This window comes from Parabacteroides sp. 20_3, from assembly GCF_964238835.1.
In the GTDB taxonomy this organism is placed as follows: Bacteria; Bacteroidota; Bacteroidia; order Bacteroidales; family Tannerellaceae; genus Parabacteroides; species Parabacteroides distasonis.
The window spans coordinates 484,904-510,335 of the sequence record NZ_CAXSNO010000001.1 but is presented as its reverse complement, the minus strand read 5'-3'; the positions used below and the strand labels follow the sequence as shown (position 1 = coordinate 510,335).

The following is a 25,432-nucleotide window of genomic DNA, read 5'->3' as shown; positions in this document are numbered from 1 at the left end:
ATGGATAAGAGAGAAAGGGATTATTCGATTGATTTTGTGAAGGGAGTTGCCATTCTCTTTGTGATATTGTTGCACAATATGCCAAATGAATCTATTTACTCAATTGCTTACATTGGGCAGGCTGTTCCTTTATTTTTATTGGTGTCATCTTATTTGACTTATGGTGGTTTTCAGCGAAAAGGTTTCAACGGTTATTTCTCTGCTAGGAATGTGAAGAAGATGTTAGATCGTGTTTTTCTCCCATTCTTTCTCTTAATTTTTTCTCAATGTGCAATCTTTTATCTTCTTAAAGGTGGAGTAGATTGGCAGCGGCTTTATATGCAAGGTGGCTTTGGTCCAGGATCCTATTATCCATGGATCTATTTACAGTGTTGGCTGATATTGCCTTTTGTTATTTTTCTGGTTAATTGTCTTTCTTTTAGGAGGTCTTTTGTGTTATTTGTTGGGATTTGTGCTTTGGGTGAATGGTTTACCTGTGTATTTCATGTGCCGGATAATGTTTATAGACTTCTTTTTTATCGATATTTATTTCTTTTGTATTTAGGCTGTGTTATTTTGAAGTTTAAAATAAAGTTGAATGTTTGGGTTTGTGGATTAGCTCTTATAGCCTTGTTCTTGGCTATTTTAGAGATATATACTTCTGTAGATTTGATGCCATATCTTACGAACCAATGGAAAGGATATCATTGGGTTGATTATTTTTATACTTTATTTGTGTTTTTCTTGCTGGTGAAACTATATAATTATATAATGAAGTCACGACTATCTGTTTTCTTTGTAAAATTGGGTAATTACTCATATGAAGTGTTTCTTTTCCAGATGTTGGTGTTTAGTTTGATTAGTGAGAAAAGATTTTTCTTTATCGAGAATGAGGTGTTTAGAAACATAGTATATGTGTTGACAACTATTGTGTTTTCTATTGTTCCTGTACTTGTTTATAAGGAGTACATAAAGAAATTGTATGTTAGATGATCAAATTGTAGAAAATGAAAATAATTATTAAAATGATGTGCTTATTCTTCTTGTTGGCATGTACTAAAGATGAAATGAATACATTTGAAGGAGCGATTCCTTTTTATAAGGAAGGTATATCCAATTTAAGATCGGATATATTAGATAAAAAGGATGGTGTTCAAAATAGTCTGTTTACTTTTATCTCAAACGTTTATACGGATGAACTATCCCAAGAAGTAATTATTCGTATATTATCAGATGATATAGATTTATCGGTAGGAAAAGATTTAGGATTTATGAATATTTATAAGGAACGAGTGGATATTTATAAATCCAATAAGGATTATCAAGCTGCCTTAAATGAGTCTCTTCCTTTGTCCTTTACACTTAATAAGGATATGTTATATTCGATAGGTTTTGATAAAAGGGAAGATAGTGTTTCTTTTTTTATAAGGGAGATAGAGGCTGACAAAAACGTACTAAAGGAATTTAAGCGGACTTATTCTGCGCAAAAGGATCCTTATCAACTTTTGATGTGGGGGAAACCTTTCTTTGCGGTGAGGCGTGGTGAAGTAAAGCTCTTAGATTCATGGATAACAGCTCCTTTTCATAACCCTGTATTGAGTATTTTTGGAGACTCTTTTGTAGAGGGGACAATGTTACTTATTAATGGTATAGATCGAAAATATCGTTGGAGTTCGATGCTTACTTCTGTATTGGGAAAAGAACGATGTTTGATAGATGGTAAAGGAGGAGAGATGATGTCTGATGAATTTATTAATCGATTTAAGATAGAAAATTCTTGGTATAAGACTAAGTACGTTATTTTAGCCTTAGGCACAAATAATTACCTTAATGTTGAGGAATATAAGAAATATATGCTACAAGCTATATCTATTTTAAGAAATAATGGACAAATCCCTATTTTACTCACAGTCACTCCTCGTAAGGATCGTGACTATGAGCCTGTTAAACTAATAAATGACTGGATTAAAAGTATGAATATTAAATATATAGATATGCATGAGGCTGTGACAAAAGAAAATGATCCAACCCAATGGAGAGATGGTTATTTATTTTATGACGGTATACATCCAACTCCGAATGGATATAAAGCAATGTATGAGCAAGTCTTGAAGGATTTACCAGAAATCTTTAAAGAAGATCATTTAAGTATGTCATACCAAAATTCATAACTCCTTATTATATTGGGGATATAACAACTTACTAAAAAAGAGCCATTCATGGTTAGTACATCTGCATATCCTATGTCCATGTCCATATTACTATATAAAGTAACAGGGGTAGAAGCTATTTGGCCATTTTTCCAAAAAGCGAGATCTAAAGAATAGCCAGAAGATGTAACATTTGCTTTATTTCTAAAAGTAAGAATGTAGCCATTATTATAAGAGGTTAATGAAGGTGCATCAGCTGATATATTTATATCTTGCCAGCTCCACGTTTTTCCCATATCATTACTTGTACCATATGCGGAAGGTCCGGTAGCGGCCTGTCTCGCAATACAAAATATTTTTCCATTCTCGTATCCTAAAGATGTTTCATTTATGCCATTTTTAAGCTCTGATACATACGACCATGTATTTCCTGAATCAGTAGATTTTGTTAGCCAAGCACGGACGGAGTCGTAAGAGACAGAATAGATTATACCATTAAGAAGAAGCATATTACCTCTAGCGGCAGCATCGCCTGTCCAATTAGGAGCAGATGAACCTGGTAATGTGATCGGACTTTGATAAGTGTTGCCAAAATCGCTGGATCGGATACATTTGACTGTATGTTTATTTGCTGTTCTTTCAAAAAAGCGACATATTAGAGTATTATCAGATAATACTAAAAATTGTGGATCTCTAGCATCTGTATTAGGGCTCGGTGTATAAATGACTTTTTTATCTTTCCAAGTCTTGCCATAATCATAACTTGTTAGTTGGATAATTTTTCCATCATAACTTAAGTGACTATTCCCTTCTCTGTAAGCAATTAAAATTTTACTTCTGTTTGAATTTCCGGCGATAGTTGTGAAAGCGACATGTTTGTCACTTTTTATAACATCAACTCTATTTATTAAATTAGGATTATATCTACAAGCATATACCCACTTCAGATATTGTGGCATATGAGGGCGCCAAGTCTCCTTTGACAAGCTAACCCCATCTTTTGACTTAAAATGTGTAGTATTTGTTTGCATTGAATAAATATTTCCAGTCTGGGTAGGACTGTAACCTATAACGCCATTACCCTCATAAGGGTCATATCCACAATCAGGTGAAGCTTGTTTTAAACCATATGCACCGTTTGGTAAAGTAATATTTTTTGTTACTCTATAAAAATCCACGACGTATCGCCCAGGATCTAGTTTGAAAGCATCTTTATTTTCTTCTGTGATATTAATAATTGCATTGGCCATTCCCTCACGTATGATTGCACTTGTATGACCTGTAACTGTAATAGGTTCATCTGCTATTGGTTTTGTGGAATATAGAATATTCACCTCATCAATAGTAGCTGATTTTGTGGATATGTCTTTTTCTGACAAATCTAATCTATGGTTCTCTATATCTTCTGAACAAGAGAATAATGATATCAAAAATATATAAGTGTAAGTTATAGTTTTCATTTTATTTTGTTGTTTTTGATGATTTTTTAGTATATTTATTCTATAAATATACACCTTAAACTAACAGAGAAGATAATATGAATGAGGTTACTGGTTATTGAAGATTTTTTATTCAATCAATTTATTCTCTATTTTTAATGCATTGATAAAGAGTTCCCATGAAACAGTCATTTTTTCTTTATTTTTTTCTCGAAGAGCTTGAGCCTCCTTTTTACTTTCGCCAAGAACGTCAATAGATGGATAACCGTCTTTGAGATATATTTTTCCGTCTAGCATATCATGGAGTAGAACTAAATCGTTGATGATATGAGACATAATAGAAGATGTTTCTGTAAAAGTAATTATATTGAATAAATGTTCCCCATTTAAGTAAAAACAGAGATTCCTTTGTGAGCTAGGTCTTATATTTTCTTTGATAACTTCATTATTGAAAGTGATTTCACCTGTTGCTATATTAAAAGATTTTATATCATTGCTGGAAAATAGAATATTGGGTTCTTCTACTTGCTTTTCACTACTTAGGCTAGTCACAATAATTGGTGGCATAATTTCATCACTATTGTTATTTTCATCATTCTTGCATGATAATAATAATGATAATACGATTAGAAATAGAAATTTGTTCATAATATTTTGTATTATAAGGTTAAAAAACAATAAGCCTTTTTTGTTTTTGCAATTTACGGTTATATTCATGATTTACAAAATATATAATGTTATCTATTTATAAATTAAATTAAATAAGCTCTTGTTTGTAAGTTTTTTTGATTTAAAGAAGTTCCTATGAGAGATACTTAGTAATCCTTTTTATTTAAAAACTTCCACCACTACATAAAACAGTGCTATGTAGTAATAGATATTGTTAATTTTTTCACACGTTTGAAAACTAGTAAGCGGTAGTTTGCCGTAATATGTCATTCCGCATAGTTGTTGAAAGTTTGAGTGTTTGGAATGATCATGTCCGGAGAAATATTTTGTGAGAAGTTGACCGATTTGATCATGTGAAATCATCCATATTGAACGTGTGGTTTTAGGGCTTTTTTCTTTTGGATATCCGTAGTTATAAAGTAAGTTGGCTTCATCGGCAAAGTAAGTTAACTTACTTAGGCATTCCAGCTAGTTAACTTTGTTGATGAAACAGGCTTCACCAATTTAGTCTCATCTTCGTCGTATGAAAGGGGGAGGACATTATCTATATTGAGGTAAAATGTGCTTGTTGATCCTGCCAATTTTATATATTGGCTAGGAGTCTGGTGCTGTTCAGATGAGAGCTTTAGCGATTCGTTATCTATTATTCAAACCGTAAGTTATTTACTATACAAGCCGTAAGCCTAGCACTAGGTATAGCCGTAAGCCTACGGTTAGACAAGTCGTAAGTTGTTCACTTTAATGGGGCTTGATAGATTGGGTTTATACGTATCACCATTAAATATCGGATGAGCTCGTATTGATGATTTTTAAATGTATGTTCATTTTTTTCTTTTCTATTATAATCCACGTTTGTAATAATTTGGACATGAACAGATTATTACAAACGTGGAACGCGTGGATAAAAGTAAGTTAGAATAGGCTATCCTTGGGAGCGATAAGCCCCAATTTTTCTAGTAACGAACGGAATCTTGCCTTAATGCGTGCCTTCATGGGTATATGCCTAATAAAGCTTTTATCTAAGCCGGATATGTTTAAATAGAAAGCGAAATCTTTTTTGAAAGGAGGTTCAAATTCGATAAACCAAGGTTTGCTGCCGCTGTAATGCAAGATAACGGGGTCAGTGATAGCTTGCTCTCTTTCATCCCGGTAAGTTCGGCTAATCAACGGGTCCTTGAAAAAATATCCGTGCTGTACATTGTACTTCATGGGCAGGGTTAGCTTGATCTCTTTTAATACTATATTCAATACATCTTGATCATGGTATCTAAGTCTCTCAGGGTATTTGTTGATTATCTCGAAAAAGCTTTCTGAAAGATTATTTTCTCGCCAATATCTTAGGTTGACCAATAATACCCCAGCGTTGAAATAGCCAAGAGATGGGGAATATTGGAGCCGGTTGTAGATACGTATGTCATCTATTGACATATCAGGGATTACTCCGGCGGCATAGCTTTTTATATCTGTATCCCATAATGAGCGTAGTGAGTGGCGGACGACAACATCACAGTCGAGATAAAGGACCTTCTCAACGCTTTTGGGAAGTATATCCGTCATGATAAGTCTAAAATAGGTCGCTAACGTGATATGTCTACTTATCGGGCAGTTGGCGAAAACCTTTTTATCTACAGTATAGAACTGGATTTGCTGGCCATATTTGGCTACGACCTTTTTCAATACCTCTTGGTTTTCAGGGGATATTCCCTCTGTCAAGATATGTACCGTAATCTCCTCTTTCGGGTTATTCACACAAATAGAGGTTACTAATACACCACAGGGTATGACATAATTATTGTCTGTGCAACATACAATATCCATAGGATGTGTTTTTTATTCAGGTTAATACTGTGTTTCTACTGTCTATGTTTTTTTAGGATCAACGAGAGAATGAAATCTATCTCTTCCCATTTAAGCAAATAGGATAGAGTTAGATAATAGCAGATACCTATAATTATACCGACAATGAGTTTAAATAATAAGATAGGGATAAAACTTACGCAAACGTATATGATTAGTCCCATCGATATGGATAACAAGAGTATAGGACATAAAGCCTTAAGCTCTTTTCGCAGGTAAACATCGGGTAAAAGTCTTTTAGTGAATCTTGTCAATACATAGATGTCACATAAGGCATAAGCAGCGATACCGGCGCACATGATGGTGATCCCAAATGGAATGGTAATGACTAAGATAGTAACCGCAATGAGCTTTTTTATGATCTCGGATCGCAGGGAATAATCACTTCTCCGTTTTACGTTGAGCAGATCCCAGTTCAGGCGTGAGATCGGGTCCCACATATAAGCGATACTTAATATTTGTAAATATGGTATGGTATGTACCCACTTATCTGTCAAGATAACACGAATTAATGGATCAGCCAGTACACATAAGCCGATCATCAACGGGAATATGATGAAGGCTGTCATACGGATGAACATGAAGAACTTTCGTTGCAGTTCCTCGTTATCATGCTGTATTTGGCATTCTATCGGATAAGTGACCCGTGTGATGATGCTTGTTATATTAACGGAAACGTATTGGGCAAGAGAAGTAGCCCTGTTGAAGTTTCCCAGATCAGCGGATGAAAAATATTTACCAATTACCAATGAGTATAGATTCAGATATATCGTATGAAGCAATCCTCCGGCAAGTAATTTAGATCCGAATCCGAACAATTCCTTGAAAGACTCTTTGGAGAAACATAGGCGAGGAATCCACCGGGTACTTCCCCAAAGTAATATCAAAGCTAATAAATTCGTGAGTAAACTTTGGATGACCAGTGTCCATACACCATAACCATGATAAGCCAGCCATATACCTATTCCTCCACTTATAGCTACTGTGCTGAATGAGATGATAGCTTGCTTTTTGAAATCGAGGGAAATGGTCAGTTGTGCTCGTTGTACGGCGCAGAATGAGGTCAAGATTAAGTTTAATCCTACGAATTTTATGATGGTTTCTAGTTGAGGCTGGCTGTAGAATGAGGCTATGAATGGAGCGGTGGAGAAAAGGAGAAGGTACATGGCTATCCCGATAAATATATTGAAAAAGAAAACCGTCGAATAGTCTACATCTGTTCTTCCCTGTTTCTGGATAAGAGCGTTCGAGAAGCCACTATCAACGAACGTTTGAGCTACCGCCATGAAAATACCAAGCATGGCGACAAGCCCATAGTCGGAAGGCGACAAGATACGAGCGATGAAAAGACTTAACACGAATTGAGCTCCCTGTACCGAAATCCTTTCCATGCTACTCCAAAAAAGACCGTTTACTGTTTTGCTTGCCATGTATTATTCGGGTTGTTTTTGAGAGGTTGATTTATTAGCCAACAATTGGTGCTTTTGCTCAGACATTACAAGCCCTAACAACATCATTATAAAGAAACCCCGATGTCCGGTAAACGTGGCATCTGCGATATTCTCAATCAATAGATACCCGATGATAAGAAAAGGTATAATAAAATATTTCTCCTTTTGCGTAGAGAGAAATAGTTTGTAGGCTTTCCGTATGATATAGGCGAAAAATAGTATATATAAGAATACGCCTATTATCCCAAATTGAGCTAAACAGGGATAATAGGTGTCCGCTATATAACTATAATTGTTTTTACTGATCCCTTTTACATTCTCGATACCGTATTTTGCGTATAGAGGCGAATAATAAACGCCAGAGGAGTGGGAGGCAAAACTAGCGAAGCCCGACCCAAATGGGAAAAAGTCCTTGAAAATCTCGAAAGATGTGACGTATAGCATGGCACGGGCCATGAATTCCTCGGGAACACTGTCCAAGGATTTACCCACACCAAAGTACATGACCATTTTTTTCCAGCTAGCTAAAACCATTGCGGCAAGACTTAATACGGCTATCGCTATTGTCTTGAAATTGAGCTTCAGACGACTTATGTTCCCGAAGAATATCACGGTGACCAGAGATATGATAAAAAATCCATAGAACTTTGAACGAGCCGAGAATAATCCAATCGCTAAAATAAGGATAAAGATCATCTTATCAATTTTAGCACCTTCGCTACAATAATAATAAAGCAGGGAGGATGCGGTTATGATAGCGGCGAAATAAGCGACATGCCCAACAGTTACTCTGAAGGCGAGTGGATAGACTAGAGACGCACATCCTATAAGAAACATGAAAAAGGATATAATAAGAATGATTTTCTTTATCAAATCTTTCTGTTTCGAACTAAATACAGGACAGAGATAATAAACTGCGAAAAAAGCTAAATAGGGTTTAAATTGGATAATCATGTCTGAGATGATTCCTTTCGCAGAGTTACTATGTATATAAAACGAATAAATCGTATAAAATATGAAAACAGAGCTTACCGCTAGAAATGACTTATTTATAGCCCAATCCGGCGTCTTGAATGTTGCGAAAATAAATAAGATAAGCAAGATGCAAGCACATATCTCATCTATACTATCAAATCCGATCGTTCCATAAAGGACCAATCCAAATATGAACGTGAAAATAAATAAGTTATAAAATTGCTTGTTTATGAATTCTTGTATCATCTTTTTTATTTGCTAGGAACGACCTTTGGTTGTAACTGAAATGTTTCTTTTTCTCTTTGAGGTGCACTTGTGAGGTGCTGAGCCTCAGATTTGATCTTAAATCTGTTTTTCCTAAAGAAATAAAAGAAACTTTTCAAATGAATTAACGTTTTCTTATTAAGACGCTGACTACTTCTTTGGTGAACATGCGTCATTTTGGATAAAGGGTAATAGACTACCTTCTTATTCTTTTTCCAACAACGATAGCAAATATCCATATCTTCTACATACAAGAAGAATTTCTCGTCAAATCCTTTTAGTTCATTGTAGAATGTGTGAGAGATCAAAAACGCTGCTCCCATACACCAATCGACCTCTGTAGGAGTGTCCATAGGAAGGTTCTTCAGTAAATAGGTTTGAACATTTTTATTGCCGGACTTATCATTTCCTTTGGTAAGAGCCCGATTTAGCAAAATCTTAATTGAAGGAAATCTACGTGCAGAATATTGCAATGAGCAGTCCCGGTTTTGTAACTTGGGTGCGACAATTCCACATGAAGGATGTTTTATCGCATAGTTGTATAATTTGTCGATTGCTCCTTGCGTTAATATGATGTCTGGGTTTAATATAAGTATATAATTCCCTATAGCATGTTTTGCTCCAATATTATTATTTCGGGCAAAACCATATTTCTTTTGATTCTCAATGAGTTTTATGGTAGGATAATTGTTCCGGATATAATCGGCGGTTCCGTCAGTAGAACAATTATCAACAAAAATAACCTCGAATGAAACGGATGGACTTCCTACTGAATACAAAGACGCAAGCATCTCTTTCACGTATGAAAGGTGATTCATGCCAACTGTTATAATCGATATTTCTGGTTTCATTATCATTTTGTCCTATTATGTTTTTAATTTTATAGATGCAATTTATGTTCTATTTGTTGATGATAGATTGTATTTTTCACCTATTATAACATTATTAAGTTTGTTGGTCGGGTTATTACCTTAAACCGATTCTTCTTTAAAAAGTAAATCGTACCATCAGATGAGCAATTATCTACGATGATGACTTCGAGCGGGACTGATGGTCTTCCTGTCGTGAACAACGAATTTAGTATCTCCATGATATATTTGAAATGATTCCTTGTTATGGTTATAATAGATACATAAGGTGTCATAAACTAGTATATGCGTTTTGATAAGACAAAGACATTTTCTTCGCTGTATAATGCTTTTGGAATATGTCTTGTACTTCTCGTGCGACTTCTGTACGATCTAACAGGAGCACTTTTTCTATTTTGTCGAATAAACTATTACTGTCTTTATTGTTGAAAATATATCCTGTCGTGACGCTCATCTTCGATAGCACCTCTTGGTGTGAAGGTATATCAGAAAGTAACATAGGTAATCCTACTGTCATACTCTCCAACAGCGTGTTTGCCAATCCTTCGACATCTGAGGCTGAAATATAATAATCGGAAGCGATTAAGTAATCATAAACATTCGTTTTAAAACCGGGTAAAAGAATCCGGTCATCACCTTCTTTTTTTAAATCTTCCCATAAGGGTCCCTCACCGAGCATGATCAATCCCACTTGCTTGGCCCCTATTTGTTTAAAGGCACGTATTAATAGTTCAGGATTCTTCTCTCCTGAGAAGCGCCCGATAAAAATAAAATATCGGATATCGTCTTTTAGTCCTAAATCTTTTCTTAGCTTTTGCCGATAAATCGGATCGCAATTCCAGATGGGTAACGAAGATCCATTGGGTATGCAAGAGATGTCCCAACCTTTATTTTCTTTATAGAGTTTTCCTACACTTTCAGAGCAACCTATGGGGAGATCTACTTTTCGGGTGAAGAAATGGTTCAGTTGATTGACGATATCTCCTTTAAATTTTCCATATAATATCTGCTGCTGCAGTCCCGGATAGATATGAATCGTATAGATTCGTTTATACTTTCGAGGTAAAAAGCACATTAAATATAATGAACGCGGACAATGCGCATGAAGCATATCCGGATTGATCAATTTTACCTCTTGTTTTAGTGCCGTGAATAAAGCGAATGGATTAAGAGGCGTTTCTGGTGCCAATTGATGAATCGAAAGCGGATACTTCTGGAAATCCTTAATTCGGGTAGTTTTTTTCTCTGGTATGAAAGTAATGATAGATACCTTGAACTTGGAGAAGTCCATATATTGGATAATGTTATACATAACATTAACCGGGCCTTCGTTGCATAATGATGATACCAAGAAACAAACTTTAGTCATGCTCTCTTCCTTATTTTTCTTTACTGTCAAACTGTACCTGCAATAATAACGGACGGGTGAATCTATTATTGTTGATTTCTCCGTTTGTTTAACAATGTAAGATTTCCCTCTATTAAAGGGAAACCGAATACAAAGTTAACAGTTATTTCTTTAAAAACAGACGAACATATGATTTTTTTCAATTTGTATATTTATGATAGCGGATTTCTATGAATTATTGTACATTTGCATACGTTTTTAAGATATTTTGAGAAACAAAGGGAATTATGAAAATAGCAATAGTTGGAACAGGCTATGTAGGCTTGGTAACAGGTACGTGTTTTGCGGAAATGGGTACAGAGGTGTTTTGTGTAGATGTGGATAAAAATAAGATCGATAATCTGAAGAAAGGCATCGTTCCCATTTATGAGCCGGGTTTGGATGAATTGGTGGCTCGTAATATGCAGGCGGGGCGTTTGCATTTTACTACCGAGTTAAAAGAATGTCTGGATGAGGTGGAAGTCTTGTTTTCCGCAGTGGGGACGCCTCCAGATGAGGATGGAAGCGCGGATTTGAAATATGTGTTGGAGGTTGCTCGGACCGTGGGAAGATACATGAATAAATATATCTTGGTTGTTACTAAAAGTACGGTTCCAGTAGGTACTGCCCAGAAGGTAAAGCGAGCTATTAAGGATGAGCAAGCTAAGCGGAATGTAAATATAGAGTTCGATATTGCTTCTAACCCAGAGTTCTTGAAGGAAGGGGCTGCGGTAAAGGATTTTATGAGTCCGGACCGTGTAGTTGTAGGAGTGGAATCCGAGCGTGCCGAGAAATTGATGTCAAAGTTATATCGTCCGTTTTTACTGAATAATTTCCGGGTGATTTTTATGGATGTCCCTTCTGCTGAAATGACTAAATATGCGGCAAACGCTATGTTGGCGACTCGTATCAGTTTTATGAATGATATCGCTAATTTGTGTGAGATTGTCGGTGCTGACGTAAATATGGTGCGTAAAGGGATTGGGACGGATGCTCGTATCGGTAGTCGTTTTCTGTATGCGGGTTGTGGATACGGAGGTTCTTGTTTCCCGAAAGATGTCAAAGCGCTTGTGAAGACCGCTGCCGATAGTGGTTATCAGATGCGTATATTGGAAGCGGTAGAGGCTGTAAATGAAGAGCAGAAGTCAATATTGTTTCGTAAGTTAGTGAAGCATTTTAACGGGGATATCAAAGGTAAGCGTATCGCTTTATGGGGGTTGGCGTTTAAGCCGGAGACAGATGATATGCGAGAGGCTCCTTCATTGGTTTTGATCGAAAAGTTAAGAAACGCCGGATGTCTGGTTTCGGCTTATGATCCAGTGGCTATACCTGAGGCTCAAAGACGTTTGCCTGAAGATGTGATTTCTTATGTTAAAGATATATATGAGGCTGTGATAGATGCGGATGCACTATTGTTGGTTACTGAATGGAAAGAATTCCGTATGCCTTCTTGGTCTGTTATTAAGAAATTAATGGCTACGCCTTTAATCTTGGATGGACGTAATATCTATGATAAGGCAGAATTGGAGGAGGCCGGTTTTATTTATCATTGCATAGGTCGGTAAAGACCTTTTGGTTGGAAATAAGTTATGGGGCTGTGTTGCAATTCTTTGCTTGACACAACCCAATTGTCTATTTCATCAATTCTTTCTTTAACGAACACCCACTACACCCACAGCAAGGATCACTGGATTTCGGTTTCGTAAGCATTCGATAAACCTTATATGCGATATATCCGATAACCGAGATACCAATAACGCAAACTGCTATATCTTGCCACATACCTATAAATTTACCTCCTATATATAACTAAATAAAACATAGGAAAGTTCTTAGCTGAATAAACCCACAAAGAAATTCCCCGTTTGATAAACAATGAAAGAAACGATCCATGCTAGGACACAAGTATAAATGATAACGAATATACCCCATTTCCATGAGCCAGACTCGTTGACAATAGCCGATATAGTTGCTATGCACGGAAAATAAATCAAGACGAAAAGCATTAAGCTAATCGCTATGAGCGGTGTGAATACCAAATTACCTTCTGCGTTACGGTCTTGCTTCAAACGCTCCGACAGGGCTTGGCTGTCATCATCGGCATTCCCCGTGTATAATACGCTTAACGTGCTGACAACAACTTCTTTCGCCGCCATACCGGTAAGTAAGCTTACACTCATTTTCCAGTCGAATCCTAAGGGAGCCAAGACCGGTTGAATCGTCTGGCCGATACGCCCGATATACGAATTTTGTTGGTGGTCGATTGCCTTCAAGCGTTCTAACTCCTCTATCGTATCTGTTTTTTCTTGAGAATCCAACTCCGTATTTTCGATCTCCGCTATCTGGCGATCAAACTGATCTCCGCTCTCCGAATGTCTGGGGAAATACCCAAGGAACCAGATGATGATAGAAGCGACCAAGATGATACCTCCCATCTTGTGCAAGTATTGTTTCGCTTTCTCCCACATATGGATCATGATGGATTTGCCGGTAGGCATCCGATAGGGGGGGAGTTCCATTACGAAAGGAACATCCTCCTCGTTAAACAGGAAGCGTTTGAAAAGACGGGCCATGATAACTGCCAGCAAGATTCCGGATACATATAAAGCTAATAACACAAAGCTGGCGTTCTTCGGGAAAAACGCCCCGGTCAGCAATACATAAACCGGCAGGCGGGCGCTACAGCTCATCAACGGATTTACCAACATCGTTATCATCCGGCTATTATGGCTCTCTATCGTACGGGAGGCCATGATAGCAGGAACGTTACAACCGAATCCCATCACTAAAGGGATGAACGACTTTCCATGCAGTCCCATCTTATGCATGATCTTATCCATGATAAAAGCCGCACGTGCCATATATCCGGAGTCTTCCATGAACGATATGAACATATACAGAATCAAGATATTCGGCAGGAACACGATAACACCTCCCACGCCACCGATGATACCATCCACGAGAAGATCCTTCAAAGGTCCTTCCGACATATGGCTGCGCACGAAATTACCGATCACTTCGACCAATGCCTCTATCCATTCCATCGGATAGCCTCCCAAACGGAAAGTGGCCTCGAACATGATCCACATGAATAGGATAAAGATAGGGAAGCCTAAGACTTTATGCGTGACGAATAGATCGATGATCTGCGTACTCGTTGCCTCTTTGATCGTATTTTGTTCGTAAGTCTCACGCAACGCTCCGGAAATAAAGCCATAGCGTGCGTTCGTGAATGCGGTCTCACAATCCTCTTGCAATAACTTTTCTATTAGGGCTGTATTACGGTCTCTTTCTTGGAAGATCGTTTCGGCACCGGGCAGCGTTTTTATAAATGTCTCTATCTCCCGGTCTCCCTCTAATAGCTTGATAGATAGATAGCGCTTTGACAAGCTTTTGGGTATATCCACGCTATTTTTCAAGGTCTTCCTAACGTTGCTGATCCCTTTCTCTAAAGACTCTCCGTAATTAATATGGATATGACGGATGACAGGATCTTCTTCTTCGTATACCTTGATTACACGGTTAAACAAATCCTCTATGCCAAAGCCTGTTTTACTTACGGTCGGGATAATCGGTGCCCCGATCATTTTTGCTAAGGACTCATGATCGAATTTATTACCATGGCGTTCCAGCTCATCATACATGTTTAAGGCGATTACCATGCGAACGTCCATATCGATCAGTTGGGCGGTCAAATATAGGTTTCGCTCCAGATTGGATGCGTCGATAACATTGATCACCACGTCTGGTTGCTCTTCATTCAAATGCTTACGCACGTATAATTCTTCCGGCGTGTAAGCGGATAGGGAGTAAGTACCCGGTAAATCTACGATGCGGAATGTATAGCCATTCTGTTGGAAGGTTCCTTCCTTGGCATCTACGGTCACGCCGCTATAGTTACCCACATGCTCATGTGCTCCGGATGCGAAATTGAAAAGAGAGGTCTTTCCGCAGTTCGGATTACCAACCAAGGCTACGTTAATTGTTTTTCCTTTATGTAATGCGATGGCTTGCAATTCATTGCCGGGAGGCAGGATAAAAGAGTCTGCACTCCTGTTCGTATCTTGTACCGAGGTAGCTTGTTCCTTCTCGAAATCCGCCGCGCTAACGACTTCGATCAATGCGGCGTCCGAGCGTCGCAATGAGACATCATATCCCATTACACGATAGTGAATAGGGTCTTTGAGCGGAGCGTTTTGTATAACGATCACTTCTTTCCCTCTGATAAATCCCATCTCGATAATGCGTTTGCGGAAAGCTCCGCGACCCATTACCTTTACTATAACACCTTTATCGCCTGTGCGAAGTTCTGATAATCTCATGTCCTATTAAATGTTACGCGAAGGTAGCTTGAAAACTTCGTACCACCAATACCAACTAATAGGTATTTTTTTATTTCCATGGGTTGTTTTTCGAGTATTTTATGTATGTTTGTGCCACAAATTTCAACTTTAGACAAATGAAACTACGAATTACTTTGTTCGCTACCTTATTGGTTCTTCTGTCTGCTTGTTTTACAGGCTGTAAAAAAGAATTGAAGGATTTCTCTTTTAGTTATAGTATGGAAAGTGTAGATAACTACAAACTAATGGTTCTGTTTGATAGTGACAAGACATTCCGTATCGAGGAGTATAATTATTATATGGATAATTTCGCCAAGAAACGAGATCCTAAAATTATGGAGGGGACATTGACTGACGAGGAGTTTGCTTCTTTAAAACCGATTCTGCAAAAATGTAATTTCTTTAAGATGAAAGACTCTTATGGCTTTGAGGAGGAGACGAACCGGGATTTAGGAGATATCATGTATCAGGTTTCATTTACTACGGAAGGTAAGGAGAAATTTATCTCTATCCGTAATAGCGATACCGGACAATTTTCCGCTTCTTTCGTGAAGTTGATCGGTTTTATCAATACATTCTTGAATAATCATAAAAATGACTAAACGCTTTTAGCCGGAGATGGAGAATAAACGAAACCGGGTTCTATTGTGCTTAGGCTCTAATTGGGATAAAGAGAAAAATATGGAGCGCGCGGCGGAGATGCTGCGTGCTCATTTTGTTTTTATACAGTTTTCCCAGCCAGTTTATACGGAACCGATCGATTGTCCATTATCAACTACATTTTTGAATCGAGTGGCTGTTTTGTATAGCGAGGAGAGTCCGGCGCGAATAAAGGATGTCTTGAAAGATATAGAATGCTGCATCGGACGTAAGCCGGAAGATAAATCCTGTGGGCGTGTGCCGATAGATATTGATTTATTGCAGTGGAACGACCAGATCTTGAAAGCTGAAGACTTGACCCGTGAATATGTTCTAGATGGCATCTGCTCGCTCCTTGCCGCAGGAGAGAATGATGAATGGTGCCAATAGAAAACCAAAGGAGCCGCTGTTGCGGATCAATGCGTTGATACCTTTGCATATCAAGGAAAGAACTGGGTTGCTTCGGTCTGCGTTATAAAATCCTTTCTCTACTTTAAGCTTGAACTGGTAGGGTGCCAATAAGTCCTCATAAGTCTGTATGGGAAGGATTCGTTCGGTCCAATTACCTGTAGCCGGATCGCAAGTATTGTATGGGTCTTCCGGGCTTGGTAAACTCTTTTTCTCGATCGCTTTTTGGATATCGGGATAGGTCAAGCCTCTAGTCTGTCGGGCCCATGTCTCTACTTCTTTTGGGGAGAAAGCCGGGCAAAGTTTCGTTATGAATTGCTCTCGTAATGTATAATAGTTGGGGGATTCCAAAGATCCACTTTCGCATCCGACCATCATCTTATGTAACCGTTGTTGGACATACGGGTTGAATGGTGTAGAGGCTGTCGTGAATAGTAGATACATGGAATCGTTTATATGGATTAAATCCTTGAAGAACAAAGATAAATCATAGACATGCTCTATCAGGTCCGTAGCGATTAAAAGTTGGGGGTAGACTTTGTTCCTTGCGCACCAGTCCGCAAGAACATCTGAATCTCCATGGAGTATGATATCGGGGCCTATTCCTATTATTTGTTTCAATAGCTGGATCGTCTCCACGGAAGATGGGTTAAGATCAATATAAATAACTTGTCCTATTCCTATGGATTTCGCCAGAATACTAAGGAAGCCGGTTCCTCCTCCATAATCGATTAGCGTGACATCGGAGATAGGGGTTTGTATCGCTTGAAGTCCTCTTTGCAGGCAATCTGCGTATATATGCATGAAATAGCTTAACGCCGGCTTTAAGTTGCCGATGTATCGCTTATTATAATCGCTGATCGGTAATTTATTATAGTCGATCGCTTTCAAACGTTCGGTTAATGTATGTAATAAATCACTTCTATTCTCTTTCATCATATATCATCTTGTATAAACGTATCCCCTGATCTTCATTAGAAAAAGCAGGGAACAATAATTGTTTTCGTTTATCTATCACCTCTTTATCTATAGGTAGGGCCATTAATTGTTCGCAAGCCCGTATCATCTCATCCGGCGTATCGGCGATATGGCATAAAGGATCTAATCCGCTACCCGCTAGCATGAGATGATTGACAATCGTATGCCTTCCGGCGAATAAGCTGTTCAAAAGCTTTAGTTTTAGGCCGGTATCTTGAAATGTGATTAGCATATGAATTTGTGCGTTGTGGATCAATGCGTCCATACGTTCCTTACTGGGATTTGCTTCTACTTTTATATGTGGGTAAGGAGCGGCTGCCTCTCGTATCAAACGGGTCGGGTTCATGCCCGCTATTATGCAGGTATGTTTTAATTGGCTGAAAACATGCTTGGTGAGAAATAACACGGCTCGTTCATTCTCGATAACGGATAACTTGCCATGATATAAAATATAATCGGATTTTCCCGGTTCGGCCGTAATCCGGTTATTCTCGTGGAAACAAGGAACGAACTCGATCCTTTGATTGGGAAATTGTTTTCGTAAATAGTCTGCGTCTGTCGTGGATACGGCGATTATCAGATTTGCGTACCGTGCTACTTTCTGATAGGCTTGGAAGCGCATGGCCTCGATCTTGAAAAAGGCATTGCGAACCAATCCTTTGCCAGACTTTGCCAAGTGGCGATAATAATCGTGCTCGATATTGCACTCCCGGAATATCTTCATCCGGTTTCTTAAACGGGGATCGTCCATATAATAGCAGGAGTGGAGGCCCTCAAATAAGATCGGGTAATCATTTTGTAAAAGATTCTCGATCAAGCGATGATCTTTACGGCTATATACATTGTAAGGGAGCCATGTTAAATTAGCGATTACCCCGGTACGGCGTTTATAATAGAAAACCTTGTCGCAAATGCTTTCTAATTCCGGCGCGTGCGGACGTTCATATTCGAAACAATGTAATATGAGTTTCACGCCGCAAGCACGCAAGGCTTCCAGTTTATAATACACATCAATAACCCCTCCGTAATTGGCGGGATAAGGTATATTGAACGATACTATGTTGAGGTATTTATCCATCTGCTTAAATTTCCTCAAATATACGCGCAAATTGGCTAGCTTGTTCTTTCCGGGAATAATTCGATAGCTTATCCCGATTGACGGGCGAGGTCGTATATCCTTTTTCCTGCCATTCCTCATAGTAATGTTTCAAGAAATCGTACACCTCGTCTACCCGGGTTGCGGCCAGTCCGGAATGGGTCTCCTTAATGGCTTCGGCGAGGTAGGCCTCGTCACTTTGTACGCATAAGATGGGTTTTTCTACCGCAAGCGATTCAAAGAACTTAGTTGTCATGAAGCCTTTTGGACCAGACGTGTCAAACTTATTCGTCAAGGAAAGCAGCACCGAGCTTTTGTTCAAGATGAGGGGAATATCGGATGCCGGTACATACTCATGGTAATCCATGAAAGATTGCACCCCATGTCGTTCGGCCTCTTGGCGGATGATGGAGCGGGACTCTTGATCGGTATACCATACAACTCGAAAAGTTTCGGGGATAATGACCTTGTCCTCCGTAAGACGGGCGATGGCTGCAAATAATAACTCCGGATTTCGGATCGCTAAACTTAACAACCGTCCGGTATAGGTAATGATAAACCGGGAGGTCTTGATTTGTTGCGGATAGAACAACTCAGGATCGAATCCGTTATAAATCAGTCTTACGTTGGGATTATACTGTTTGAGTACCTCCACATGCCAAGGCGATACAGTCGTGACACAATCCGCTACCTCCAAAGCGTTATTCCGCTTTTTAAGTAACCGTTTGCGAAATCGCTTTGTGATGAATGCGTCTAACCATGAAAATGTATGGAATTTATGCGATATATATTCGTTGGAGGCGTATTGCTCGATAATATCTCGTAAATCCACGACGAAAGGGAGGTTGGTATGGATCGCTAACGTCTTGGCAGCGGTTAAAGGAAAGGTGCGGTATGTGCTACACAATATTCCTTTGTACTGGTTGGTCTTTATTAAGGGAATACATGCGTTGATTATTCTCATGTCTTTATAACCAAACAAGATGTCTAGAAACATGACCCACATCCATTCGATATGCTTTGAGATCTTTCCTGATGCTTTGTAGTAGCGGACGCAATACACGTCCGCATACCCTGTAAGGAATTCGAATGTATTGTCTTCTATGTATTCTGTCACTACGGTAACTTCCCATCCCATGCGTGTCAAATATTTGCATAGATATCCCATTCTGGGGGCGAAAGCGGGTGGGAACATATCACATATGATAAGGAGTTTATTCATGGATTCAATCAGTGTTATAAGAATAGACGAACGACTTCAAACGCTTCCGCATAGGTACATCCCGCTTGGACACCCCGTGCTCTCGCTAATGAATAGATAAAGTCCTTGGATAGATAATCTCTCGCTCCTTGCGATTTATAGGCTTTCAATGATTCTACCTTTGCGTCGATATGGCGCTCTTCCAGCCTTACAAAACATTGTGTATTGAATGTCAAGTTGTTCCAGATTAACTCATAACCTAATATATTCGTGTTTTTGAACGCCCGTAGACCCTCTTGGGCGATCGTCGTATGATCTTGGTGGATGTCGTGCAAGCTAGGGATGAAGACTAGGTCAAAATCGGATACTTTTTTCAGGCGTATTAACTCCTCTAATATCTCTTGTCTTGCGTATCCCAGTTTTCTTACTTCGTAATTGTATATGATTAGGTTTTCCGGTTCTATACCTAAGGTCTGGGTCGCTTGCTTGACCTCTGTCTTCAAGATATCTTTCGGAAAACCCTCGGGAACCGATTGCTGTGCGGTGGAGAAAGCCACATAGGTCACTTTTTTACCATCTTCTATCAGGCGTGAGATAGTTCCCCCCAACCCAAGTTCCCCATCATCCGTATGAGGGGCGAGGACTAAAATATTTTTACAATTAGTAATCATTCTTTCTGATTTATTTGAATACAGGGATTTTATTGTTTTCACTGCTTCGCTAATTCTTTTAATAGCTGGGCGTATAATTTACGTAAATAACTTCCGGACCCTTCTTGTACGGAGTCATTATGCCATAGTAAAACCAATTCACCTCCTACATTATTTACTTGTTCCACTAAATTCCGGCAATAGGTTAAAGCCCTGTCAAAATCCAGTCCCATATATTTCTCCTCCTCTAGGGTACAATCCATTATAATAAGCGGATGTAGTCGGAGAGGAGATAGCCGGCGGGTGATCGGATTGATCCAACGAACCGGGTAGCAAGTCCCTAACCGGAATCCGGAGACATCGGCGTACCCCATGGTGAAATCGTCCGTAACCCCAGCAGCCTCTATTTGGTCCATATCTTCCGGTTCCCGGATTGCCAAGAAATGATGACGGTTGAACCGAACATTTTTACCGATATGATCTTCCAGACCGGTTTTCTCTTTCCGGATAAGGCTGGGAGTCGTACCCGCTTGGTAGCTACTATGCAAACCAATAGTTACATTATGCTCTAAAGCACTTTTTATCAATTTACGAATATCTTTATTCCTCAAATCGTAATGAGGTTTGTCGTGCTTGGCTTTCCCCCCGTTCCGGATAAATAGGATAAGGTGACATTGTTCCTTCCCGATCAAGTCCTGAAGGATACTATTCTGGCGGAAAAACCAAGGGAAGGTATAAAACGGGTCTTTCTCAAGGGAACCGAATTTACCTTGAAAGGATTTATATAAACCTCTTCTATCTCTAATAGACCGTATCAAACCTTTCCACGAACGATATAGAGTCGGAGAATCTACGTCGTGCGTGAGGTAGATCTTCCGGATTTGCTTTTTTACCTCGGGTACACGTAACCGGGATTGGCGCAGCCAACGATGAAGCAGCATGCGATATTCATCCACGATCGGACGATGCAGGAAACCGGCCCGGTAGGGCAAGGACTCTTTACCGGGAAATCTTCCATGCTCATCCCGAAGTCCACGCCGTACCATCTCCTCGTATCTGGAAATGAGAAAATAAGTACTTGCGATGATATCGGCATGAACCACCCATGTATCTCTTATCCATTCCTCTTTCGGCGAGCCGAATAACAAGGGGATACCTTGAACCTCTTGCAAGGGGAGTTCCGGTAAGGAAGCGGGAGTCCCGTATGTTTGTCCATCAAAGAAGCCGGATGGAATGATAACGACGTTATATCGGTCGAATTTATTGGGATCAGCCGTGTACCCGATCGTTTCCACCAGTTCGCTAGGGACATCATCTCCTACAAGAAAACGTATTATATAATGTAAAGTGCGATTTTTCATACCCATTTGCTTAGTTTAATGCGTGCTCTGTCTAATAAACTCAATTTCCCCCTAGATATTGTGAAAAATGGGGTTTGGATAGCTCCGAACTCGCGGAAGAAACGTTCTACTCCGGGTAGCATAGACCCTTCGAAATCAAATACCGTCGTAAATTGAGAAACGAAATGAAGACATTCCCACAGGACGTAGCTTTGCGCTCCGGAACCTCTATAGGCCGGATTTCCTCCTCCTGCGAGATAGTAAGCCGATCGATCTTGCCATACGATGAAAGCGGCCGCATGTAAATGGCCTTGCTCGTCATAACCTCCCCATAAATCACCTTGTCCTCTTTGCCGGCAAGTGGCGATCAAGTCTTTCAGTACATTCGTGTCTTCCTTGATTCGTACATGCTGGCGATCAAATGTTTGGGCTTGTACAGCTAGGAACTCATTCAAAGGAATCCCTTTTTTTACGGATATATGGTATTTATTCTGCGCTTTCGCAATATTTCGCCGGATATTGGGGCTCATATTCTCCCATACCGCTTGATGATCCCGGATATTTTTTAATAAATAGGTATAACGTGTCGTTTGGTTATATCCCGCCCAATAAAACGGAAGCCAATCCGTAATGTCATAATTGAAATTTTGCAGGAAGTGCGGATAGCGTTTTAGTTCTTCCGTGAATTGTTTGCATAGTTCTTGACGTCGTCCTAACTCGGTCGTATATTTCGTGTCGGAGGAACTTGCGGCGAACCAAGGGCCCATCGTTTGGGTGTAAGAAGGCATTGAGACAATATCGGAATGGGGGATGTAAAGGGGGAGGGTTGCCTGTATCCTTCCCTTTTGTTCTATAAGCAAGACATCCCATTTTTTTTCTCCGCAAACCGTATCCAACCACCAGTCATGTGAGAAGATCGGTATATTTTTTTCAGTATTGCAAAGTAAACGATATTTGTCTTTATTACTCATTACAATTTCGTATAGGGGCGGGGTTTGCCCGCCCCCGCAAATTACTTGTTGGCTTTTAATGCCTCAAATATTAATTCGGATAATTCGTCTGCCAATTCGGGATTGTCCTCGACACATTGTTTTGCCGCATCACGACCCTGTCCCAATTTGGTATCGTTGTAGCTGTACCATGAACCGCTCTTCTTGATGATATTCAGTTCAGAACCAAGATCGATGATCTCTCCGGAACGGGAAATACCTTGACCGAACATGATATCGAACTCTGCCTTGCGGAATGGAGGAGCCACCTTGTTTTTTATAACTTTCACACGCACTTGGTTTCCCTTGATCTCGTCACCATCTTTCAGCTTTCCAATACTACGGATATCCAAACGGACAGAAGCATAGAATTTCAATGCGTTACCACCTGTCGTCGTTTCAGGGTTTCCGAACATTACACCGATCTTATCACGCAATTGGTTGATGAAGATACAGGTCGTATTCGTCTTATTGATCGCGGCCGTCAACTTACGAAGGGCTTGCGACATTAGACGAGCTTGCAGACCCATCTTGCTGTCTCCCATATCGCCCTCAATCTCGGCTTTAGGAGTCAATGCGGCTACGGAGTCGATAACAATGATATCTACGGCGGATGAACGGATCAATTGCTCGGCTATTTCCAAGGCCTGCTCACCGTTATCCGGCTGGGAGATCCATAGGTTCTCTACATCAACGCCTAACTTTTCAGCATAGAAACGGTCAAAAGCATGCTCCGCATCGATAAATGCGGCGATACCTCCTTTTTTCTGAGCCTCGGCGATCGCATGGATCGCTATCGTTGTCTTACCGGAAGATTCCGGACCATAGATCTCGACGATACGTCCTTTCGGATATCCACCTACGCCCAGCGCTGCGTTTAAAGCGATAGAGCCTGTCGGTATCACCTCGATATCCTCGATGCTTTCATCGCCCAGTTTCATGATCGAACCTTTTCCGTAGTTCTTCTCGATTTTATCCATTGCCGCACGTAAAGCTTTTAGCTTATCCGTGTTAGCGGCTGGTTTACCACCTTCTTCTTTCGCTTTTTCTTCGAACAAATTTTCTTCTTTTGCCATATGTGTCCCTTATAAATTAAGGATTTGATTTGCATGGTCTTTTGTCTTCACCTCTTTCGGCCCGATGATATTGGTAACAATACCTTCCTCGTTAATGATAAAGGTGGTCCGGAGAGTCCCCATGTATGAACGTCCGTACATTTTTTTCTCAGCCCACACACCAAACTGTTCTTGTAAGGCCGTGTCTGTGTCCGCTATTAAACGGAAAGGTAAGTTTTGCTTTTGTATAAAGCCTTGATGCGATTTGGCGCTATCTTTACTTACTCCGATGATCTCGAAGCCTTTCGCTTGTAAGGCTTGATAGCCGTCACGTAAGCTGCATGCTTCCGCCGTGCAACCGCTCGTATTATCTTTCGGATAAAAATAGAGCGCTACTTTTTTCCCTTTATAGTCACTCATCTTTACCTCTTTACCGTCTTGATCGGTTCCCAAAAACTCGGGAACCTTATCGCCTATTTGTATTGCCATATTACAATTCTAAGTCAATGTTAAACAATTCATGCCAAGGCAAACCTTGCTCATTCAGCTCTTTCATGAATGGGTCCGGATTGAATTCCTCCACATTCCATACACCCGGTTTCTTCCAAATGCCTTGCATAAATAATTTGGCGCCGATCATGGCGGGAACACCGGTGGTATAACTAACACCCTGCGCTCCTGTCTCTAGATAAGCGGCATGGTGGCTACAGTTGTTGTATACGTAATAAGTTAATTCCTTACCGTCCTTGATACCACGGATGCGGCAACCGATGGAAGTCTCGCCAGTATAATTCTCTCCCAGATCACCCGGGTTCGGCAGTACGGCTTTTAAGAATTGGATCGGAACGATTTCCTGCCCGTTGTAAAGGATCGGGTCGATACGAGCCATACCGATATTTTGGATGACACGTAGATGAGTCAAGTATTCCTGTCCGAAAGTCATCCAGAAACGAGCCCGTTTGAGGGTCGGGAAGTTTTTGGTCAAACTTTCCAATTCCTCGTGATACATCAAATACGATTCTTTCGGTCCTACATTCGGATAATTCAAGGCTTTATGTACGCTTAACGGATCGGTCTCCTTCCATTCCCCATCCTCGAAATATTTGCCACGTTGAGTAATCTCACGGATATTGATTTCCGGATTGAAATTGGTAGCGAATGCCTTATGGTGATCTCCTGCGTTGCAGTCTACGATATCCAGATAGTGTATCTCGTCGAAATGATGCTTTGCCGCATAGGCTGTATATACGCCGGTAACCCCCGGATCGAAACCACATCCCAAGATAGCGGTAAGACCGGCTTTCTCGAAACGATCTTTATAGGCCCATTGCCAGCTGTATTGATATTTGGCTTCATCAAGCGGTTCGTAGTTGGCCGTATCTAAATAGCTAACACCGTATTCCAGACAAGCATCCATGATATGCAAATCTTGATAAGGTAAGGCCAGATTTACCACCAAATCCGGTTTGAAGGCGTTAAACAAGGCAACAAGCTCTTGCACGTTGTCTGCGTCTACCTGTGCGGTTTGCACTTTCACGTTCTTGATATCGGCGGCGATCTTGTCGCATTTACTTTTCGTACGGCTAGCTACCATGATATCCGTGAAGACATCCGCATTCATCGCTATTTTCTTAACAGCAACGGTACTTACGCCCCCTGCACCAATAACTAATACTCTTCCCATTTACTAATA

24 protein-coding genes are annotated in these 25,432 nt (G+C 39.9%); 5 read left to right on the top strand and 19 right to left on the bottom strand.

The annotated features are described in order from the left end of the window. Positions 1-972, top strand: a complete 972-nt coding sequence (locus tag ACESPU_RS02160; RefSeq protein ID WP_233555011.1) for an acyltransferase family protein — start codon at positions 1-3, stop codon at positions 970-972. A gap of 14 nt (positions 973-986) precedes the next feature. Then, positions 987-2,150, top strand: coding sequence for an SGNH/GDSL hydrolase family protein (locus tag ACESPU_RS02155; RefSeq protein WP_010184356.1), 1,164 nt, complete (start codon positions 987-989; stop codon positions 2,148-2,150). On the opposite strand, the gene ACESPU_RS02150 is transcribed toward ACESPU_RS02155, so the two are convergent. The 8 genes from ACESPU_RS02150 to ACESPU_RS02115 all read right to left on the bottom strand — a co-directional run bounded on the left by ACESPU_RS02150 (position 2,120) and on the right by ACESPU_RS02115 (position 11,022). Beyond that, the gene (locus tag ACESPU_RS02150; protein ID WP_259013071.1) at positions 2,120-3,589 is read right to left on the bottom strand and encodes a sialidase family protein; all 1,470 of its coding nucleotides are present in this window, start codon (positions 3,587-3,589) and stop codon (positions 2,120-2,122) included. The two genes, ACESPU_RS02155 and ACESPU_RS02150, sit on opposite strands and share 31 nt — an antisense overlap. Positions 3,590-3,697: 108 nt before the next feature. Then, the gene (locus tag ACESPU_RS02145) at positions 3,698-4,285 is read right to left on the bottom strand and encodes a hypothetical protein (RefSeq protein WP_259013070.1); all 588 of its coding nucleotides are present in this window, start codon (positions 4,283-4,285) and stop codon (positions 3,698-3,700) included. Between the two features lie 864 nt (positions 4,286-5,149). After that, entirely contained in the window at positions 5,150-6,055 is a 906-nt protein-coding gene (locus tag ACESPU_RS02140) for a glycosyltransferase family 8 protein (RefSeq protein WP_259013069.1), read from the bottom strand. Between the two features lie 35 nt (positions 6,056-6,090). After that, positions 6,091-7,524: a lipopolysaccharide biosynthesis protein gene (locus ACESPU_RS02135; protein ID WP_373133108.1), complete on the bottom strand. Its 1,434-nt coding sequence runs from the start codon at positions 7,522-7,524 to the stop codon at positions 6,091-6,093. Between the two features lie 3 nt (positions 7,525-7,527). Then, positions 7,528-8,382, bottom strand: a complete 855-nt coding sequence (locus ACESPU_RS02130) for an O-antigen ligase (protein WP_224202488.1) — start codon at positions 8,380-8,382, stop codon at positions 7,528-7,530. A gap of 389 nt (positions 8,383-8,771) precedes the next feature. Continuing rightward, on the bottom strand, positions 8,772-9,635 hold the full coding sequence (locus ACESPU_RS02125; RefSeq protein ID WP_008778269.1) for a glycosyltransferase family 2 protein: 864 nt from the start codon (positions 9,633-9,635) through the stop codon (positions 8,772-8,774). 83 nt (positions 9,636-9,718) lie between these two features. Continuing rightward, a complete protein-coding gene (locus ACESPU_RS02120; RefSeq protein ID WP_005856144.1) occupies positions 9,719-9,928 on the bottom strand; it encodes a glycosyltransferase family 2 protein in 210 nt (69 codons plus the stop codon). After that, positions 9,925-11,022, bottom strand: coding sequence for a glycosyltransferase (locus ACESPU_RS02115; RefSeq protein ID WP_005856146.1), 1,098 nt, complete (start codon positions 11,020-11,022; stop codon positions 9,925-9,927). The genes ACESPU_RS02120 and ACESPU_RS02115 overlap by 4 nt, the downstream gene beginning before the upstream one ends. A gap of 266 nt (positions 11,023-11,288) precedes the next feature. Between ACESPU_RS02115 and ACESPU_RS02110 the strand changes: the two genes are divergently transcribed. Next, complete coding sequence (locus tag ACESPU_RS02110; RefSeq protein ID WP_057327173.1) at positions 11,289-12,605, top strand: UDP-glucose/GDP-mannose dehydrogenase family protein; 1,317 nt, start codon at positions 11,289-11,291, stop codon at positions 12,603-12,605. A gap of 67 nt (positions 12,606-12,672) precedes the next feature. Here the strand turns inward: ACESPU_RS02110 and ACESPU_RS02105 are convergent, their stop codons facing one another. Together ACESPU_RS02105 and feoB are read right to left on the bottom strand one after the other, a co-directional pair. Further along, complete coding sequence (locus ACESPU_RS02105; protein WP_085931208.1) at positions 12,673-12,822, bottom strand: FeoB-associated Cys-rich membrane protein; 150 nt, start codon at positions 12,820-12,822, stop codon at positions 12,673-12,675. Positions 12,823-12,872: 50 nt separating this feature from the next. After that, on the bottom strand, positions 12,873-15,362 hold the full coding sequence (gene feoB / locus ACESPU_RS02100; RefSeq protein WP_158533015.1) for a ferrous iron transport protein B: 2,490 nt from the start codon (positions 15,360-15,362) through the stop codon (positions 12,873-12,875). A gap of 137 nt (positions 15,363-15,499) precedes the next feature. Here feoB and ACESPU_RS02095 point away from each other — a divergent pair, with 137 nt between their 5' ends. After that, positions 15,500-15,985 (top strand): hypothetical protein, encoded by a 486-nt coding sequence (locus tag ACESPU_RS02095; protein WP_008771835.1) that lies wholly within the window; start codon positions 15,500-15,502, stop codon positions 15,983-15,985. Positions 15,986-16,001: 16 nt separating this feature from the next. After that, on the top strand, positions 16,002-16,412 hold the full coding sequence (locus ACESPU_RS02090) for a 2-amino-4-hydroxy-6-hydroxymethyldihydropteridine diphosphokinase (protein ID WP_005856158.1): 411 nt from the start codon (positions 16,002-16,004) through the stop codon (positions 16,410-16,412). On the opposite strand, the gene ACESPU_RS02085 is transcribed toward ACESPU_RS02090, so the two are convergent. Genes ACESPU_RS02085 through ACESPU_RS02045 form a run of 9 tightly spaced genes read right to left on the bottom strand, consistent with a single transcriptional unit; the run spans position 16,356 to position 25,423 of the window. Then, positions 16,356-17,369 (bottom strand): class I SAM-dependent methyltransferase, encoded by a 1,014-nt coding sequence (locus ACESPU_RS02085; RefSeq protein WP_087343858.1) that lies wholly within the window; start codon positions 17,367-17,369, stop codon positions 16,356-16,358. The genes ACESPU_RS02090 and ACESPU_RS02085 overlap by 57 nt on opposite strands. Beyond that, positions 17,353-18,486: a hypothetical protein gene (locus tag ACESPU_RS02080; RefSeq protein ID WP_005868137.1), complete on the bottom strand. Its 1,134-nt coding sequence runs from the start codon at positions 18,484-18,486 to the stop codon at positions 17,353-17,355. Before ACESPU_RS02080 ends, ACESPU_RS02085 begins: the two co-directional genes overlap by 17 nt. A gap of 4 nt (positions 18,487-18,490) precedes the next feature. Beyond that, positions 18,491-19,726, bottom strand: a complete 1,236-nt coding sequence (locus tag ACESPU_RS02075) for a glycosyltransferase (protein ID WP_122143719.1) — start codon at positions 19,724-19,726, stop codon at positions 18,491-18,493. Positions 19,727-19,740: 14 nt separating this feature from the next. Then, complete coding sequence (locus ACESPU_RS02070; RefSeq protein ID WP_005868139.1) at positions 19,741-20,376, bottom strand: PIG-L deacetylase family protein; 636 nt, start codon at positions 20,374-20,376, stop codon at positions 19,741-19,743. 38 nt (positions 20,377-20,414) lie between these two features. After that, complete coding sequence (locus ACESPU_RS02065; RefSeq protein ID WP_192922600.1) at positions 20,415-21,722, bottom strand: polysaccharide deacetylase family protein; 1,308 nt, start codon at positions 21,720-21,722, stop codon at positions 20,415-20,417. After that, positions 21,713-22,666 carry a GNAT family N-acetyltransferase gene (locus tag ACESPU_RS02060; RefSeq protein WP_009017847.1) on the bottom strand — a complete coding sequence of 318 codons (954 nt, stop codon included), beginning with the start codon at positions 22,664-22,666 and terminating at the stop codon, positions 21,713-21,715. Before ACESPU_RS02060 ends, ACESPU_RS02065 begins: the two co-directional genes overlap by 10 nt. A 41-nt stretch (positions 22,667-22,707) precedes the next feature. Next, the gene (gene recA, locus ACESPU_RS02055) at positions 22,708-23,760 is read right to left on the bottom strand and encodes a recombinase RecA (RefSeq protein ID WP_008771841.1); all 1,053 of its coding nucleotides are present in this window, start codon (positions 23,758-23,760) and stop codon (positions 22,708-22,710) included. 9 nt (positions 23,761-23,769) lie between these two features. Continuing rightward, positions 23,770-24,228: a thioredoxin-dependent thiol peroxidase gene (gene bcp / locus ACESPU_RS02050; protein ID WP_009017848.1), complete on the bottom strand. Its 459-nt coding sequence runs from the start codon at positions 24,226-24,228 to the stop codon at positions 23,770-23,772. A gap of 1 nt (position 24,229) precedes the next feature. Then, entirely contained in the window at positions 24,230-25,423 is a 1,194-nt protein-coding gene (locus tag ACESPU_RS02045; RefSeq protein ID WP_005856184.1) for a saccharopine dehydrogenase family protein, read from the bottom strand. Positions 25,424-25,432: the final 9 nt, after the last annotated feature.

Coding starts and splice junctions, on each gene's coding strand:
- ACESPU_RS02090 (WP_005856158.1), top strand. CDS start 16,002: ATGGAGAATAAACGAAACCGGGTTCTATTGTGCTTAGGCTCTAATTGG.
- ACESPU_RS02110 (WP_057327173.1), top strand. CDS start 11,289: ATGAAAATAGCAATAGTTGGAACAGGCTATGTAGGCTTGGTAACAGGT.
- ACESPU_RS02140 (WP_259013069.1), bottom strand. CDS start 6,055: ATGGATATTGTATGTTGCACAGACAATAATTATGTCATACCCTGTGGT.
- bcp (WP_009017848.1), bottom strand. CDS start 24,228: ATGGCAATACAAATAGGCGATAAGGTTCCCGAGTTTTTGGGAACCGAT.
- ACESPU_RS02105 (WP_085931208.1), bottom strand. CDS start 12,822: ATGTGGCAAGATATAGCAGTTTGCGTTATTGGTATCTCGGTTATCGGA.
- ACESPU_RS02085 (WP_087343858.1), bottom strand. CDS start 17,369: ATGATGAAAGAGAATAGAAGTGATTTATTACATACATTAACCGAACGT.
- ACESPU_RS02080 (WP_005868137.1), bottom strand. CDS start 18,486: ATGGATAAATACCTCAACATAGTATCGTTCAATATACCTTATCCCGCC.
- ACESPU_RS02125 (WP_008778269.1), bottom strand. CDS start 9,635: ATGAAACCAGAAATATCGATTATAACAGTTGGCATGAATCACCTTTCA.
- ACESPU_RS02065 (WP_192922600.1), bottom strand. CDS start 21,722: ATGGGTATGAAAAATCGCACTTTACATTATATAATACGTTTTCTTGTA.
- ACESPU_RS02095 (WP_008771835.1), top strand. CDS start 15,500: ATGAAACTACGAATTACTTTGTTCGCTACCTTATTGGTTCTTCTGTCT.
- ACESPU_RS02075 (WP_122143719.1), bottom strand. CDS start 19,726: ATGAATAAACTCCTTATCATATGTGATATGTTCCCACCCGCTTTCGCC.
- ACESPU_RS02145 (WP_259013070.1), bottom strand. CDS start 4,285: ATGAATATAACCGTAAATTGCAAAAACAAAAAAGGCTTATTGTTTTTT.
- ACESPU_RS02045 (WP_005856184.1), bottom strand. CDS start 25,423: ATGGGAAGAGTATTAGTTATTGGTGCAGGGGGCGTAAGTACCGTTGCT.
- ACESPU_RS02115 (WP_005856146.1), bottom strand. CDS start 11,022: ATGACTAAAGTTTGTTTCTTGGTATCATCATTATGCAACGAAGGCCCG.
- recA (WP_008771841.1), bottom strand. CDS start 23,760: ATGGCAAAAGAAGAAAATTTGTTCGAAGAAAAAGCGAAAGAAGAAGGT.
- ACESPU_RS02135 (WP_373133108.1), bottom strand. CDS start 7,524: ATGGCAAGCAAAACAGTAAACGGTCTTTTTTGGAGTAGCATGGAAAGG.
- ACESPU_RS02160 (WP_233555011.1), top strand. CDS start 1: ATGGATAAGAGAGAAAGGGATTATTCGATTGATTTTGTGAAGGGAGTT.
- ACESPU_RS02130 (WP_224202488.1), bottom strand. CDS start 8,382: ATGTTTCTTATAGGATGTGCGTCTCTAGTCTATCCACTCGCCTTCAGA.
- ACESPU_RS02150 (WP_259013071.1), bottom strand. CDS start 3,589: ATGAAAACTATAACTTACACTTATATATTTTTGATATCATTATTCTCT.
- ACESPU_RS02070 (WP_005868139.1), bottom strand. CDS start 20,376: ATGATTACTAATTGTAAAAATATTTTAGTCCTCGCCCCTCATACGGAT.
- ACESPU_RS02155 (WP_010184356.1), top strand. CDS start 987: ATGAAAATAATTATTAAAATGATGTGCTTATTCTTCTTGTTGGCATGT.
- ACESPU_RS02120 (WP_005856144.1), bottom strand. CDS start 9,928: ATGACACCTTATGTATCTATTATAACCATAACAAGGAATCATTTCAAA.
- ACESPU_RS02060 (WP_009017847.1), bottom strand. CDS start 22,666: ATGAGTAATAAAGACAAATATCGTTTACTTTGCAATACTGAAAAAAAT.
- feoB (WP_158533015.1), bottom strand. CDS start 15,362: ATGAGATTATCAGAACTTCGCACAGGCGATAAAGGTGTTATAGTAAAG.